This is a genomic window from Dyadobacter sp. HNCC25DJ184, from assembly GCF_056895215.1.
Window position 1 is genome coordinate 180,478 of record NZ_JBXHAQ010000008.1, and the last position, 15,774, is coordinate 196,251.

The following is a 15,774-nucleotide window of genomic DNA, read 5'->3' on the forward strand; positions in this document are numbered from 1 at the left end:
GATATTATATTGTGTTTTAAAATCGCGCTAAAGCCTTATTATATGTTTAAAAAACTATCAATTATTGCCATCGGATTTATAGGGAGTGTCTCATGTTTCGCTCAGGAAACGTTTCCCGTAAACGGTGCAGTTGATGAACGAACGGGTCGGTATGCATTTACGAACGCAACTATCGTCGTTGATCCCAAAACCACTCTGACGAATGCTACTCTCCTTATTGAAAACGGAAGAATTCTGGAAGTAGGCCAGCAGGTCAAAATTCCAGCTGGCACAGTAGTAACCGACCTCAAATCAAAATATATATACCCGTCATTTATTGACCTTGATTCTGACTACGGTATGCCGGAAGTACGCCAGGCGGCCAGATCAACGGGCAGACAAACTCCGCAATTAAACTCCAACAAGAAGGGTGCATATGGCTGGAATCAGGCTATACAGCCAGAAATTGATGCAAGTCAATCATTTGCACCGGATGCAGCGAAGGCTCAAACGCTTCGAAAGCTGGGTTTCGGAACGGTGTTGATTCACGCGCACGACGGTATCGTCAGAGGCAGCGGTGCATTGGTGACATTGATTGATGAATTGGCGAACAAAGCATTAATTAAACCAAAAGCGTCCTCACATTTTTCTTTTAGCAAGGGAACTTCGTCCCAAACGTACCCTTCCTCAGGGATGGGCGTTGCTGCGCTGATACGCCAAACATATTATGATGCAGACTGGTATGCTAAGGCAAAAAATCCATCAGAAAACTTATCACTTGCCGCATTCAATAATCTCAAAACTTTGCCTTCATTTTTTGAAACACAAGACAAGTTCAGCTTGCTTCGGGCAGATAAAATTGGAGATGAGCTGGGAGTGCAATATATTATTCGGGGGGCTGGGGATGAATATCAGCGGATTGCAGAGGTAAAAGCCACGAAAGCGGCGGTAATATTGCCTCTTAATTTTCCGGCAGCCTACGACGTAGCAGATCCATGGGACGCAGATTTGATTTCAGTATCGGAACTAAAACATTGGGAACTGGCTCCTAAAAATGCTTCGGAAGTGGCCAAAGCTAATATCCCGTTTGCACTTTCTCTGGCAACATTAAAGAATACAAGTGATTTTTGGAAAAATCTCAGATTGGCTATTGATTATGGTTTGAGCAAGGAACAGGCCCTCGAAGCATTGACCGTAACGCCAGCCAAACTGATCAAAGCTGATAATGAAATCGGAGTGTTGAAAGCTGGATACCTGGCTAATTTTCTAATTACTTCGAAAGATATTTTCAACGCGGATAATATCATTTACGAAAACTGGGTACAGGGGAAAAAGTATATCAGTGCTCAGCTAAATGCTCCCGATATTCGTGGTACATATTCTCTATCGATTGACAATAAGCCAAGCGGGAAACTGCAGATTTCAGGCACCGTTGAAAAGCCGGATTATAAGGTGATTATTCAGGATAGCATTAAAATTTCGCCCAAAACGGAATTAACAAATAATCTATTGACACTGAGTTATCAGCCGGATAAGAAAATAAGCGGTAATATCAGATTGACAGGCTGGACAACTGCAACAGGTTTTTCGGGTGAAGGAGTTTTACCGGATGGGGTTACAGTACCATGGTTGGCAAAATTGACAGAAAAATACACTGCCACTGTACCTAAGGATACCCTGGCGAAATCAGTGAAAGAAACCGGAAAGGTTACATTTCCTTTTAATGGATATGGTAACGAATCCCTGCCAAAACAGGAAACCATTCTCGTAAAAAATGTAACGATATGGACTAATGAAGCCGCCGGAATAATTCAGAACAGCGATGTTTTGGTTCAAAATGGTAAAATAACGAAAGTTGGAAAAAGTCTTTCTGCACCTTCAGGGTCAAGAATAATCGACGGAACGGGCAAGCATTTAACCAGCGGCATTGTCGATGAACATTCTCATATCGCACTTTTTGCAATCAATGAAGGAGGTCAAACCAGTTCGGCCGAGGTGAAAATGAGCGATGTGATCAATCCGGATGACATCAATATATATCGTCAGCTGGCTGGAGGGGTTACAGCTTCTCACTTACTGCACGGTTCTGCCAATTCGATTGGTGGTCAGAGCGCATTCATTAAACTCAAATGGGGAGCGACTGCCAGCGAAATGTTGGTTCCCGATGTAAAAACGATCAAGTTTGCTTTGGGCGAAAATGTTAAACAATCCAACTGGGGTGATGTCGCAAGGGTTCGTTTTCCGCAAACTCGAATGGGTGTGGAGCAAGTATATTTTGATCACTTCCTTCGTGCAAAAGAATATGCCAAGAGCTGGAAGGATTACAAAGCTCTGAAAAACAAAGGCAATGTAACTCCTCCACGAAAAGATCTTGAGTTGGAAGCACTAGCAGAGATATTAGCCGGCGAAAGATCGATCACCTGTCACTCCTATGTGCAGTCTGAAATCAATATGCTGATGCACGTTGCTGATTCATTGAACTTCAAAGTAAATACATTCACGCACATTTTGGAAGGTTATAAAATGGCTGATAAAATGGCAAAAAGGGGAATTGGTGGCTCAACCTTCGCAGACTGGTGGGCTTATAAAATGGAAGTGAAAGAGGCGATTCCATATAATGCAGCTTTGATGTATAGCCAGGGAATTACCGTCGCAATCAATTCGGACGATGCCGAAATGGCTCGAAGACTGAATCAGGAAGCGGCCAAAACAATGGAATATGGTAATGTTCCTGAACAGGAAGCCTGGAAAATGGTGACACTCAATCCTGCTAAACTATTGCATGTCGACAACAGAATAGGAAGCGTAAAGGAAGGTAAAGACGCAGATCTTGTTTTGTGGACTACCAATCCGTTGTCGGTTTATGCCCGTCCGGAGTTTACGATGGTTGAAGGAACAATTTATTTTGATCGTCAGACAAATGAGAACAAACAAAAGGAAATTGCGATCGAACGTGAACGAATCATTCAAAAAATGATAGGTGATAAGTCGGAAGGAAAACCAACTCAAAAACCACAGGGAGTTCAACCGAAAATGTGGCACTGCGAAGATATCATTGGCGTATATACTGAACACGAAAACCATTGATCATGGGTCTCTCATCTTATTAGTAATCATCCGAACAGAATGAAAAATATAAAATATAATCTATCAGCGCGTACAATTGGCCTGTTCATGACGGCCGTGTTCTCAGCAACGACAATATTTGCGCAAAATCCGGCTCCGGCCAAAAAACAGTCCAGGGCGATATCCGTTACTGGTGCAACAATTCATGTCGGAAATGGGCAGGTATTTAAAAACGGAACTATATCGTTTGACAACGGCATCATCACTTATGTTGGCGATGGTGCCTCTCCCCAATCAGGCGCAGAGTTGATCGATGCAAAGGGAAAGCATATTTTCCCCGGAATGATATCACTGAATACAACGGTTGGTTTACAGGAAATCGCCACTGTGAGAGCGACCTTGGACTATGAGGAAGTAGGGGAGGTCAACCCTCACGTGCGTGCTCTGGTTGCCTACAATACCGACTCGGAAGTAATTCCAACACTTCGTGGAAATGGAATTCTGGCTTCGCAGGCGGTACCTCAAGGTGGGGCAATATCTGGGTCGTCATCAGTGTTTTATTCGGATGGATGGAATTGGGAAGACGCTGTTTTAACGAAGGACGATGGCATATGGCTTAATTGGCCTCCATTTCTGACAACAAAATTCAATTTTGACGACTTTACGACTTCTGTCAAACGGAATGACAAAAGACAGGAAGTAATTGATCTATTCAAATCAACATTTTCGGATGCAAAAGCATATGCGGAAATATCTGCTCCAAATCCAGTTAATCTGAGACTGGAAGCTATGAAAGGGCTGTTCACCGGAAAGCAAAATCTTTATGTTCGTGCGGACTATGCCAAGGATATCATCGAATCTATTGGACTTGCAAAAGAATTCGGCATAGCGAAGGTGGTGATTGTCGGCGGTAATGAATCGTTTAAAGTAGCTGCTTTTTTAGCAGAAAACAAGGTTCCGGTCATATTAAACCCGACCCACCGACTACCCGACCGTACCGATGAGAATGTATATCTTCCTTATGAGCTACCCGGAATTTTGCATAAGGCAGGAGTGAAAGTTGCCTTGACTTATGCCGACGAATGGTGGAGAACCAGAAATTTAGGATTCTTGGCTGGCACCGCTTCAGGTTTTAGCGGCATTGAACCAGAATTAGCACTACAATTTGTGACCAAAAATCCAGCCGAAATTATCGGATCAGACAAGTATGTCGGTACACTTGAAAAAGGAAAGCATGCATCTTTTGTAATATCGGAAGGTGATATTTTGAACATGAATACCAACGTGATCTTAGCTGCCTATATCAAAGGAGGCAAAGTCAATCTGGATGATAAGCAGAAGCGTTTGTATGAAAAGTATAAGGAGAAATACGGAACGAAATAGACTTTGCTGTTGATTTATAGCAATAAAAAAACGGTTTGAAAAAATGCCAGTCTGGCGTTTTCTCAAACCGTTTTTTATAAACAATGTATCTGCTACTCGCTCGGAATCAAATAAATCCCATCCGTCGCGATTTTGATCATGCCTTGTCTATACAACCCGCCGATTGCTTTTTTAAACACCTTTTTGCTCATTTGAAGATGTTTTTTGATCTCCTCAGGGTCGCTGTTGTCAGAAAGTTTCATATAACCATCACCCTTTTTTAGTAAATCCAGTATCTTTTGGGTTTCTGGTTCAACTGCCACGTAACCCTGTTTTTGCAAACTTAGGTCTAGCTTGTTTTCTTCGCGAATTTTTTTCACAAAACACTTTATCGTATCTCCGATTTGAATGTCTTTGAAAACTTCGTTGGCGTAAATCAGCCCCTTGTGATATTGGTTGACAATTATATTAAAACCGAGATCCGTTTTCATATATACCAATCCCTCCACTTCATCACCTTCTGCGACTGTGAGCCTTTCATTATCCAGGAATCGATCGATTTTGGTTGAGGCGATGAGTCGTGAAGATTTCTGATCCAGATAAAGAAACACAACGTACCATTCTCCGATCTGCATGGGAGTGCTTTGCTCTCTGAAAGGAACGAAAAGGTCTTTCAGTAATCCCCAATCCAGAAATGCACCATGTTCGGAAACGTCTTTAACCTCAAGATATGCGAATTCATTACGGATGATCTTCGGAGTTTCCGTTGTGGCAACGGGCCGATCCTCTGAATCGTTATATACAAATACCTTCAGCGTATCGTCAAGTTTCATATCGTCCGTCAGATATTGATTTGGAAGCAAAACTTCTTCGCCTTCTGGATCCGCTAAAAAGAGGCCGACACTTGTGACACGCTGAACAGTGAGATAATTGTATTTTCCGATAAAGAGCATTCCCGCTATAAATTTAATGAGTTCGCAAAGATACCAGATTCGTCGATAGAATCATTCACCTGTGCGAACTCATTAAAGAAGTGTTGGTACAAGATTCTAGCCCCAATACCTCGGGCCTAAAAAAATACAACAGGATTATTCCAATGTATTGGTTAGTCTTCTCAACTCTATTTCTGCGGATTTTGCAGCATAATTCAGGTTGGTAAGTCTATATCCGGAGTCCTGAAAACTGCGTTGCGCTTCGCGTACATCAATAATTGTTGCCTGAATAAGCTCAAATCTTTGCAAAGTCAGATCCAGAAGTTGTTGGCTCAATTTGTGATTTTCCATCTGAATTGCCAGCTGATCTATCGAGCTCAGATAAGTCTGATACCGCTGTACAATACTCGCATTGTAATCTCTCAGGAGTATGTCCCTCTGAATTCTGGCGTTAGATGTATTAATGTCAGCCACCTGTTTCTGCCTCTTGAAAACTGTTCCGTTATAGATTGGAACGGCTAAACTGACACCGGCATTCGGTCCAACCACCTGGTTTAAAAGTGTTAAACCAGCACCACTTTGGTTTCGGGAGTAGTTATATGCAAGATTTAATCGGATAGTGGGATATCGCAATGCGTTGGTTTCTTTCGCAATGAGTTCATTGATACGAATCTGCCCCTCTGCTGCTTTCACGTCTGCATTCTGGGCTACCTTATCCAAAATGGATTCCAATGGTACCCGTTTGTCAATTACAATCGTATCCTGGATAGCTACTTTTGACGATGGATCTAGTGTAAGAATTTTCAATAATTCAGTTTTAGCAACATTGGCAATCATTTGCTGATCCAAGAGGGTCTGATTGAGCGTATTGAGGTCAATCTGTGCCTGAAAGATATCCGCATTATTGGCCATGCCGGCAATCTTACGAACCTCCAGTATCTCGAGGCGTTTTTCAGAAGCTCGGATGGAAGTTCGAACCGTATTCAGATAACTTTGTTGACGCACAACATCATAGTAGCTTGTCATTACCAGAGCCATAGTGTTCTGAATCTGAGAGTTAAGGAACTCCTTGCTTTGAGATTCGAGCTCGCCAAGTCGTTTTTTTGTTGCGACAACCCGCCGTCCATTGTACAGTAATATACCTGCATTCAAACTGGCTTGGGTGTTGTTACCGGCGGCGCCATTTCGGTTAATTTCAACGCCCGTATTCAGCTTCTGCTTAACATTGGTAATTTGTTCTGTATTGGTAAGATTTCCAGATACAACAGGAAGCCCGCCTGCGACACCATAATTATTTAATATCGTGTTGGCCTCTACATTGTTTTTAGCGATCTGAATTTCAAGACTATTTTTAAGTGCTATGGATATCGCATCGTCTAATGTTAAACGTAACGTATCCTGTGCGTTTTGAGCAAAGCCGGAAAATGGTAGTATTGCCAGGAGACAAATCTTCAAATTAAGCTTCTTGGAATGGAAAGGGTTCATGAATGACCAAAAATTGAGTATGCAGGAATGTTTAAAATAGTTAGGCTACTAGTTCTTCTGTCAATTCTTCTTCCTTGAATATCTTATGTGTTTTTGGAGATATAAAAGTGTAAATGGCAGGAATAACCAATAAAGTGAGTAGCAGCGAGAACATTAGTCCGCCGACAATAACCACACCGAGCGGAACACGGCTGGTAGCAGCCGCCCCTAAACTCAATGCAATCGGCAATGCACCAAATGCTGTCGCCAGACTGGTCATTAAGATGGGCCTCAATCGTTGAGTTGCCGATTCTATCGCAGCCTCACGTCGTCCCATTCCAAGTTCTCGCTTCTGATTGGCGAACTCTACAATCAGGATACCATTCTTGGTAACCAGCCCGATAAGCATAATCATACCGATCTGAGAGAAGATATTGATCGTCATATCAAACATATATAAGCTAAGCAACGCACCGGCCAGCGCCAATGGCACGGTGATCATGATAATGAAAGGATCCGTAAAACTTTCAAACTGACCTGCCAAAACCAGATATACTAGAAGCAAGGCAAGTCCAAATGCAAAACTGGTATTGGATGAACTTTCCTCAAAGTCACGTGAGGGACCCGTAAGCGAAGTTTGGAAACTCTCATCGAGCAAGCGATTGCCGATGGCTCTCATGGCTGCTACACCGTCGCCAACTGTTTTTCCTTCTGCTAACGATGCTGATACTGTTGCACTTTTATATCTGTTGTAGTGATATATCGTTGGCGGACCGCTTTCTTCTTCCATATTTACAACAGCCGAAAGCGGTATGTTTTCACCTCGCGAATTTCTGACGTACAACTTCGTAATATCAGTTGGTTTATCTCTTTCAGCCTTTTCCACCTGTCCAATTACCTGATATTGCTGGCCATTCATGATAAAATATGCAAGTCTTCTTCCACTAAAAGCAGCCTGTATCGTAGCCGCAATATCAGAAGTGTTCAAGCCCAGATCTTTCGCTTTGACCCGATCAATTGTGAGCTGCACTTCCGGTTTGTTGAATTTTAGGTTGACGTCCACATTCTGAAAAGTGGGATCTTTACGAGCTTCATCCAGAAATTTCGGAAGTACTTCACTCAACTTATTAAAATCAAGATTTTGTAAGATAAACTGAACAGGAAGTGCTCCGCGGGAACCTATACCCACAGCGATCGTTTGCTCTTGTGTTGCGAAGATACGGGCATTATTAAACTCAGGAAGCCTCCTGCTAATAGCCTGGGCAATATCGTTTTGGCTCCTGATTCTGTCTTGCGAAGGCACAAGCCCAATCCGGCCAAAGGAACTGTTTACTCCTGAACCCCCGAAGCCAGGAGTAGATGAGAACGTAAACGATTTTTCAGGAATAGAATCATCCAGATACTTTGTGACGTTATCCGTAATTTGTTGCATTTGCTCAAAACTGGTTCCTTCCGGCGCAGTCATACTAAAACGTATACTATTGCGATCTTCCATTGGGGCCAGTTCACTTTGCAGATGACTGTAAGTAAACCATATGACGCCACCGCATATCACAACCAGTACCCATGCAGCCCATCTGATTTTCATAAAACCACGCAACGTACGATTGTAGCCGCTTTCCATTCCTTCAAAAAATGGTTCCGTTTTGTTGTAAAACCAGCCATGACCCGCATTTTTTCTATTCAATAAAACGTTCAGAACAGGGGTGATGGTCAGGGAAACAAATGCTGATATTAATACCGCCGATGCGACGACGATCCCGAATTCCCGGAAAAGACTACCTACAAAACCCTCCAGAAAGATCACCGGCAAAAACACCACAGCCAGTGTGAGCGAAGTCGATATAACTGCAAAAAAGATTTCCTTACTTCCTTCCAAAGCGGCCTCTCGAATGGGAAGTCCCATCTCAAGCTTTCGAAATATATTCTCCGTCACAACAATACCATCATCCACCACAAGACCAGTTGCCAGAACAATGCCTAAAAGGGTAAGGATATTGATAGAAAAACCACAAAGATACATCACGAAGAAGGTCGCAATCAATGAGATAGGTATATCAATCAGCGGCCGAACTGCCACGAGTATATTCCGGAAGAAGAACAGGATTACAATTACAACGAGGGAAAAAGCAATAATCAATGTCTCTTCCACTTCCTCGATGGATTGTTTAACCAAACGCGTATTGTCGATGAGAACACTAAAGGTGATATCCGACTTGTTCGACTTTTTGATTTCTTCAAGTCGCTTATTGAACTCCTCAGAGATCTGAACATAGTTGGCACCGGGTTGCGGTATAACAGCCAGACCGACCGCATATACACCATTGTATTTCCAGCTTTGTTCTTCATTTTCAGGCCCCAATTCTACCTTCGCAACATTACTAAGCCGAACAATTCCTGTGCTGTCATTTTTAATAACCAGGTCGCTGAATTCCTTTTCAGTCTTAAGTCGACCCATCGTTCTGATCGTCAACTCCGTGTTGTTTCCATAGATCTTACCAGCAGGAAGCTCGACGTTTTCAGCAGACAATGTGTTACTGATATCATTAAAAGAGACATTATATGCATTCATCTTATCGGCATCGACCCAGATACGCATCGCATATCGTTTCTGTCCGAAGATATTGATGGAGCTCACCCCGTTGATCGTTTGCAGGCTTTGCTGCAAGACGTTTTCTGCATATTCACTCAATTCCAAAAGTCCTTTCGTCGGACTTTGAACCGCAAGCATTAAAATAAAGTCGCTGTTGGCATCAGCTTTGCTCACGACGGGAGGCGCATCGATATCCTGTGGCAAATTTCGTTGAGCCTGACTCACTTTGTCACGCACATCGTTGGCAGCGGCTTCAAGATCAGCTTCAAGGTTGAACTCAACTGTGATATTGCTGGAACCAATCTGGCTGGACGAACTGATACTTTTTACACCCGGAATACCGTTGATACTTTTTTCAAGAGGTTCGGTAATCTGGCTTTCGATGATATCCGCATTGGCACCGACGTAGCTGGTACGCACGTTGACAATCGGCGGATCGATGGCGGGGTAGTCCCGGAGGGAGAGAAAACTATAACCCACTACCCCGAACAGGATAATGAGCAAGTTCATAACAATGGCCAAAACCGGCCTGTTAAGTGATAATTCTGAGATATTCATTGGCTTAGGAATGTATTAAGGGTTTGAAGCGAGCGCTTTCTTACCCTTTTGATTTCAAATTTCTGACACTTCTCACTTTCACAGGACTATCAGGTTTGGTAAACAATACACCTGAAACTACCACAGTGTCACCTGGCGCGACACCGCTCGTTATTTCTACGAAATCTGCTTGACGGTCGCCCGTTTCCACGACAACATATTGAGCTAAACCATTTTTTACAGTTACAATTTTTTTGCTTTTAGCCTCTGGAATGATGCAGTTGGCAGGAACAAGGATCGCGCTTTTATCCGTATTCGATGTTAAATATACTTTTGCAAATGCACCGGGGCTTGCGTTATTGCTGTTGCTCAACACAGCTCGCACCGTGATATTTCTCGTGCTCTGGTTTACCTGCGGTTCCAGAGCAATAATTCTGGCTGTTTCCGTCGACTGGTCGTTCAGACTGATGCCCACCGTACCGCCTTTGGAAATGTATTTCTGATAAACCTCCGGCACGGTAAAATCGACGCGAAGCTGGTTCAATTGCTGGATAGTGGCCAAGGTAGTAGCGGGAGTCACGTACGATCCTTCACTGACCTTGCGCAAACCAATTACTCCGGTGAATGGAGCCTTCAAAATCGTTTTATCAATCAAGGCTTGATAGTACGCAATGTCAGCTTTCAGCGTATTGGTTGTATTAATGGCCGCATCATAATCTGCCTGATTCACACCGTTAAGATCTATCAGCTTTTTCAGACGTTCCTGAGTTACTTCTGCCAGATTAAGCTGAACTTTTTGTTTGTTTTGCTGAGCGATCAGATCGGCATTGTTAATCTTTGCGATTATTGTTCCTTTTTCAATAGTTCTGCCTTCGGGGATATTCAAATAAGTTAGAAGGCCGCTTACCTCAGGCTTCAATTCAGCATACTCATTGGCGACAACCGTTCCGTTAACTTCAACACGGCTGCTCACTTTTGCAGTTTGCGCGATAATGACGTCCACGATTGCCGGGCCACTGCCTCCTTTTTTTTGAAAATTGTCTTTCTTTTCCTTGCAGCCAATTATAAGCAAGCATGCCGAAGTAAGTAGGATAGGGAGTGGATTCTTAATTCGTGGTAAAACCACGGGTAAATGATCTGAAAGTGGCCAATTCATAGGGGTGGGAAAAAATACACTTGATAGGTTTAGGATAAATTTATTAAAGGGGATATCTAATAAAACTGATTTGACTTCATTCTACCCTTTGGGTTTAAAAGCGTCGCTATATTTTAATATTGAGAAATGACCTGAAGCACCGTGTCACATTTCATTTCGGTCTCATTCCATTCACTTTCCGGGTCAGAATCTTCGGTGATGCCCGCGCCGGCAAAAAACGTGGCGCGATTGTCCTGAATGCGAACTGTTCTGAGATTTACATATATATTCGTTTCTCCATCAACCTGCACTGGTCCCAGAAAACCACTGTAATAGCTTCTGTCATATCCTTCAATCTGCGTTAAAAATTGAAGGCTGGGCTCTTTAGGTGTACCGCATATCGCAGAAGTCGGGTGGAGGAGTTTAATCATCACAGATGGTAGCTCCGGAAAGTTATGCTCGTTTGTGTCAACCTCAAAATTGGTTTGCAAGTGATAAAGGTTTCCAGCGAGAACCGTCTTCGGCCCTGTTTCTGTGTATTCACGTAATCGTATTTTCTTGAAGCATTCCACAATATAGCGGCTCACCAACGCCTGTTCTTCTATCTCTTTGCCACCCCATTTGATATCATTCTTCGGTAATACAAGTCCTTCTTTATCTTTGGAAGTCTGAGTTCCGGCCAGAGACATGGTTTTAAAAATGCCATTTGCTTTTTGCTGAACCAGCAATTCAGGAGAAGCCCCCATCCATATCTGTTTCTCCTCGGGTAAATTAACCATTGACACGAAGGCATGGGGGTATTCACCAGCCAACTTGCGAAAACCTTTGATAGGTTCAAATGCTTTAGATACTTCTAATTCCTTGGTTCTTGAAAGTACGACTTTATTAAACTGGTTTTGCCTGATCGCCAGGACCGCAATTTCAACCGCACGTTTGAAACGATCAGCTGTTGTTTGATTTTCAAGAAAAACCGGATTGAAAAATGTGCGCGGCGTGGTAGTTTCGTTTTTGGCGACCGTTTGGCTGAGGGCCAAAGAAATTAGTTGTTTAAAAGTCGGGTGGTCTTCTCCCAGACGATTTTCTATATGCGCTAATTTCCCGGACTCAGCATAGGTGACAATAATATCGCCTTCCACAAACTGAACATTCTGCCTCTCCTCCCAAATGAAACGACTAATAACAAACCCGGGCGACATTTTTTCGAACTCTGGCTGACAATGTTTGATGCTCTTATTGGTAGAAATAAGCAGCTTTATCTCTTTGCCAAGAGGCAATTTCCAGATGGCCGCGGGAAAGCCAAGGCCGATTGCCGCCTGCCACAGGGCGTCAATTTCGATTAATTCTGATATAGATACTGTAACTTCCTTCTGAACTGAAATCATTTTAGCCTGTAATCAATTGCGCTATCCCCAAACTCTCTGCAAATTACTTCTAACGATTTGCATCTACAATAGCAACCGTCAGCCTGCTTATGCATACAAGCTTGTTTTCTTCGTTAGTAATTTTTATTTCCCAAATATGAGTACTCCTACCCACATGAATCGGTGACACTCGACCATATACAAAGCCAGATTTAACCGGTCTTAAGTGGTTAGCATTGATCTCTAGCCCGACCGGATTTTTACCCGGCGTCTCTTTTATTATCATATACGATGCAATGCTCCCAAGAGTTTCAGCAAGGGCAACAGAAGCTCCGCCATGTAAAATTCCAAAGGGCTGATGCGTGCGGTGATCAACCGGCATTTTTGCAATAATATAATCTAATCCAACCTCAACAAACTCTATGCCAATAGTTTCCGCCAAAGTATTTTTTCCGAATTTTTCAAGTTCTTCCGGCGAAATGAAATTTGTGAACATATCTAAAAAATGTATAAATTTGTAACGGCTATATTAATCAAAAACAAGGTATTCGCAAAAAAAATATTTAAATAATACAAAAAATTGAAAAGAAAATCTATCTACCTGATCCGTCACGGAGAAACTGATCTAAATAGAAGGGGTGTGGTGCAGGGAAGTGGCGTAGATGCTCCTTTAAATGAGTGGGGTAAAGCACAGGCCGAAGCATTTTTTAATGCATATCAGCATGTTCCTTTTGATAAGATTTATACATCCAATTTGCAACGGACCCATCAGTCAGTGAAGGACTTTGTGAGGCTCGGAATTCCAAACGAGAGTTACGCGGGCTTAAACGAGATCTCGTGGGGAAGCAGAGAAGGCAAGGAGCCGAACACTGGTGACAGTACCTATTACAGAGAGCTGACCACTGCCTGGAGAAATGGACAGGTTGATATGGCAGCAGAGGGGGGAGAAAGCCCGGTCGATGTTCGTCTCAGGCAAATACCGGTAATTGAAACTATATTGAGCCGCCCAAGTGAACGTAATATTTTGGTGGCCATGCACGGTCGCGCCATGCGTGTTTTCCTGACAACTTTATTTAATCAGCCGCTGGTTCGTATGGATGATTATGAACATAGTAATTTATGTTTGTATAAAATCAATTACTGTTACGATACTGGCTTGTTTGAACTTGAAGTGTCTAACGATATTACACATCTTCTTTCACTGGAAATTCCCCAAACTTTATAAACACCGCTTATACATGGTGAACCCCTTTGATGTAGTTGCACTACGGAAAATGGGGTGCAGGGTTACTTTTGTCAATTAGTCAAAAGGGAATACATCAGCGGAATGAGCCATATGTCCAAAAGGAAAGTTTACTGGACCCTTCAAATTCTTGGGTGGACATTGCTCATTATGTTTGAATATCTGCCATATACCCTCGAATACGGGTTTGAGGTAGATGCTTTTTATGTAGCACTTACAAATATTTTCCTGGCAATAACGCTTACGCATGTCTATCGTCTTACGGTCAGGAAATGGAATTGGTCTTCGCTGCCATTGCCGCGCCTGGCTTTGAGGGTGATTATTTCAGTGTTGGTTTTGGGCTTTATAATGTCTATGATCAACGAGCCTTTGGATGCTGAAATTTTGGCCAATAACATTAAGAATCAGCCACTTGTATTTTGGGGTTATTATTCCAATTGGTGCAAGATCATGATGTCATGGGTATTGTCTTACACAGTATATCATTATGTTGAACAAACGAGAATTGCGGGATATGAGAAGATCATGCTCAAAATGTCGATGCGCGAGACTGAGGCGAAAGTACTAAGGTCCCAACTCAACCCGCATTTTACTTTTAATGCATTGAATAGCATCAGAGCGCTGGTATACGAAGATCCGGCCAAGGCTCAGGTAGGTATTACGCAGTTATCCAATATTTTACGAAACTCTCTTTTGGCAGATAGACGAAAAACGGTTGATCTGCAAGAGGAATTGAAAACGGTGGTTGACTATCTCGAATTGGAAAAGGTGAGATATGAAGACCGTCTTAAGTACACAATCACAACCGCGCCGCAATCAATATATTGGCAAGTCCCTCCGATGATGCTGCAGACTTTAGTCGAAAATGGAATAAAACATGGTGTGAGTAAAGAAGTTGCTGGAGGATTTATCGAAGTCACATCGGATATTGTTGAACAGGATTTATTAGTTAAAATCAGAAATTCGGGAAACCTTCTTACAACAGATTCGGGTGGGGTTGGACTAAAAAATACTGCAGAAAGACTTTCTATATTATATGGTAAAGAAGCATCTTTTAAGGTATATCAGGAAGAGAAGAACATAGTATGTGCCGAAGTGAAAATTCCTATGCTTTCCGACGGGATTATGGGTGGAACGCCCAGGAACGACGGGAGTGAAATTTGAAAGTTTGAATTCGAAGCCATATTTGTAAATTGCGAAAGCTATTAGTTTCGATAATACAAGGCCATTGTTCTTGAAATGGCGCTAAAATTGAAACGCGCTATTTGATATTTCTTTAAGAAATAACGAATCAAATCTAATTCCATATAACTAAAAGCTACAACCTAAAAGCTAAACACTACTTACCTTTTGCCATGAGAACACTGATTGTTGACGATGAGCGTCTTGCACGTAATGAACTGAAAAGACTTCTTGAGCCATACACAAAAATTGAGATAGTGGGCGAGGCGGCCAACGCGGACGAAGCATTGGGTTTGATTGACAGTTTGCAACCCGAATTGTTGTTTCTGGATATTCAAATGCCGGGGAAAAATGGTTTTGAATTGCTGTCTTCTATTGAAGGCAAAAGTCCTGAGGTGATATTTACCACTGCATATGATGAATATGCTATTAAAGCATTTGAATACAATGCGCTTGACTACCTGCTGAAGCCGATCGATGAAAACCGGTTGAAAGATGCGATTAATAGGATCGAGGAAAACCAGTCGCATGCCGAAGCACCGGTGTCAGAAAATGATCGTGCTGAGAAGATACTAGGTGAAAATGACCAGGTTTTTGTTAAAGACGGCGAAAAATGCTGGTTCGTTAAACTCGGAAAGATCAGGTTGTTTGAATCGATGGGCAATTATGTGAGGTTGCATTTTGATGATCAGAAGCCGCTTGTACTCAAATCATTGAATAATCTTGAGGAAAGACTGGATCAGAATTCTTACTTTCGTGCCAATCGCAAGCATATTATCAATCTCCAGTGGATTGACAAGATCGAACCTTGGTTTAGCGGTGGGTTGCTGGTAACACTGCACGGTGGTGATAAGATTGAAATATCGCGCAGACAGGCGATCCGTTTTAAAGAGTTAATGAGTTTGTGAGAAATAAATGGA

General features: G+C 42.5%; 11 protein-coding genes. 5 read left to right on the plus strand and 6 right to left on the minus strand.

The window, feature by feature from the left end; genetic code table 11:
- Positions 1 to 42 precede the first annotated feature (42 nt).
- Together AC1XUD_RS14145 and AC1XUD_RS14150 are read left to right on the plus strand one after the other, a co-directional pair.
- On the plus strand, positions 43 to 3,066 hold the full coding sequence (locus tag AC1XUD_RS14145; RefSeq protein ID WP_483361668.1) for an amidohydrolase family protein: 3,024 nt from the start codon (positions 43 to 45) through the stop codon (positions 3,064 to 3,066).
- An 87-nt stretch (positions 3,067 to 3,153) separates the two neighbouring features.
- On the plus strand, positions 3,154 to 4,428 hold the full coding sequence (locus AC1XUD_RS14150; RefSeq protein ID WP_483361784.1) for an amidohydrolase family protein: 1,275 nt from the start codon (positions 3,154 to 3,156) through the stop codon (positions 4,426 to 4,428).
- Between the two features lie 92 nt (positions 4,429 to 4,520).
- On the opposite strand, the gene AC1XUD_RS14155 is transcribed toward AC1XUD_RS14150, so the two are convergent.
- The 6 genes from AC1XUD_RS14155 to AC1XUD_RS14180 all read right to left on the minus strand — a co-directional run bounded on the left by AC1XUD_RS14155 (position 4,521) and on the right by AC1XUD_RS14180 (position 12,925).
- Positions 4,521 to 5,360 (minus strand): CvfB family protein, encoded by an 840-nt coding sequence (locus AC1XUD_RS14155; RefSeq protein ID WP_483361669.1) that lies wholly within the window; start codon positions 5,358 to 5,360, stop codon positions 4,521 to 4,523.
- A gap of 135 nt (positions 5,361 to 5,495) precedes the next feature.
- The gene (locus AC1XUD_RS14160; protein WP_483361670.1) at positions 5,496 to 6,824 is read right to left on the minus strand and encodes a TolC family protein; all 1,329 of its coding nucleotides are present in this window, start codon (positions 6,822 to 6,824) and stop codon (positions 5,496 to 5,498) included.
- Between the two features lie 40 nt (positions 6,825 to 6,864).
- A complete protein-coding gene (locus tag AC1XUD_RS14165) occupies positions 6,865 to 9,954 on the minus strand; it encodes an efflux RND transporter permease subunit (RefSeq protein WP_483361671.1) in 3,090 nt (1,029 codons plus the stop codon).
- A 40-nt stretch (positions 9,955 to 9,994) separates the two neighbouring features.
- Positions 9,995 to 11,089, minus strand: a complete 1,095-nt coding sequence (locus AC1XUD_RS14170; RefSeq protein ID WP_483361672.1) for an efflux RND transporter periplasmic adaptor subunit — start codon at positions 11,087 to 11,089, stop codon at positions 9,995 to 9,997.
- A 113-nt stretch (positions 11,090 to 11,202) separates the two neighbouring features.
- Positions 11,203 to 12,450, minus strand: a complete 1,248-nt coding sequence (locus AC1XUD_RS14175) for a chorismate-binding protein (protein ID WP_483361673.1) — start codon at positions 12,448 to 12,450, stop codon at positions 11,203 to 11,205.
- A gap of 49 nt (positions 12,451 to 12,499) precedes the next feature.
- Positions 12,500 to 12,925, minus strand: coding sequence for a hotdog fold thioesterase (locus tag AC1XUD_RS14180; protein WP_483361674.1), 426 nt, complete (start codon positions 12,923 to 12,925; stop codon positions 12,500 to 12,502).
- 84 nt (positions 12,926 to 13,009) lie between these two features.
- Here AC1XUD_RS14180 and AC1XUD_RS14185 point away from each other — a divergent pair, with 84 nt between their 5' ends.
- From AC1XUD_RS14185 to AC1XUD_RS14195, 3 genes are all read left to right on the plus strand, one after another.
- Positions 13,010 to 13,654 (plus strand): histidine phosphatase family protein, encoded by a 645-nt coding sequence (locus AC1XUD_RS14185; protein ID WP_483361675.1) that lies wholly within the window; start codon positions 13,010 to 13,012, stop codon positions 13,652 to 13,654.
- Between the two features lie 111 nt (positions 13,655 to 13,765).
- Positions 13,766 to 14,836, plus strand: a complete 1,071-nt coding sequence (locus tag AC1XUD_RS14190) for a sensor histidine kinase (protein ID WP_483361676.1) — start codon at positions 13,766 to 13,768, stop codon at positions 14,834 to 14,836.
- Positions 14,837 to 15,027: 191 nt separating this feature from the next.
- Positions 15,028 to 15,762 carry a LytR/AlgR family response regulator transcription factor gene (locus AC1XUD_RS14195; RefSeq protein ID WP_483361677.1) on the plus strand — a complete coding sequence of 245 codons (735 nt, stop codon included), beginning with the start codon at positions 15,028 to 15,030 and terminating at the stop codon, positions 15,760 to 15,762.
- Positions 15,763 to 15,774 lie beyond the last annotated feature (12 nt).

Excerpts from the sequence above, each read along its gene's own strand:
- AC1XUD_RS14145 (WP_483361668.1), top strand. The coding sequence starts at position 43 with ATGTTTAAAAAACTATCAATTATTGCCATCGGATTTATAGGGAGTGTC.
- AC1XUD_RS14180 (WP_483361674.1), bottom strand. The coding sequence starts at position 12,925 with ATGTTCACAAATTTCATTTCGCCGGAAGAACTTGAAAAATTCGGAAAA.
- AC1XUD_RS14190 (WP_483361676.1), top strand. The coding sequence starts at position 13,766 with ATGTCCAAAAGGAAAGTTTACTGGACCCTTCAAATTCTTGGGTGGACA.
- AC1XUD_RS14165 (WP_483361671.1), bottom strand. The coding sequence starts at position 9,954 with ATGAATATCTCAGAATTATCACTTAACAGGCCGGTTTTGGCCATTGTT.
- AC1XUD_RS14150 (WP_483361784.1), top strand. The coding sequence starts at position 3,154 with ATGACGGCCGTGTTCTCAGCAACGACAATATTTGCGCAAAATCCGGCT.
- AC1XUD_RS14155 (WP_483361669.1), bottom strand. The coding sequence starts at position 5,360 with ATGCTCTTTATCGGAAAATACAATTATCTCACTGTTCAGCGTGTCACA.
- AC1XUD_RS14160 (WP_483361670.1), bottom strand. The coding sequence starts at position 6,824 with ATGAACCCTTTCCATTCCAAGAAGCTTAATTTGAAGATTTGTCTCCTG.
- AC1XUD_RS14195 (WP_483361677.1), top strand. The coding sequence starts at position 15,028 with ATGAGAACACTGATTGTTGACGATGAGCGTCTTGCACGTAATGAACTG.
- AC1XUD_RS14175 (WP_483361673.1), bottom strand. The coding sequence starts at position 12,450 with ATGATTTCAGTTCAGAAGGAAGTTACAGTATCTATATCAGAATTAATC.
- AC1XUD_RS14170 (WP_483361672.1), bottom strand. The coding sequence starts at position 11,089 with ATGAATTGGCCACTTTCAGATCATTTACCCGTGGTTTTACCACGAATT.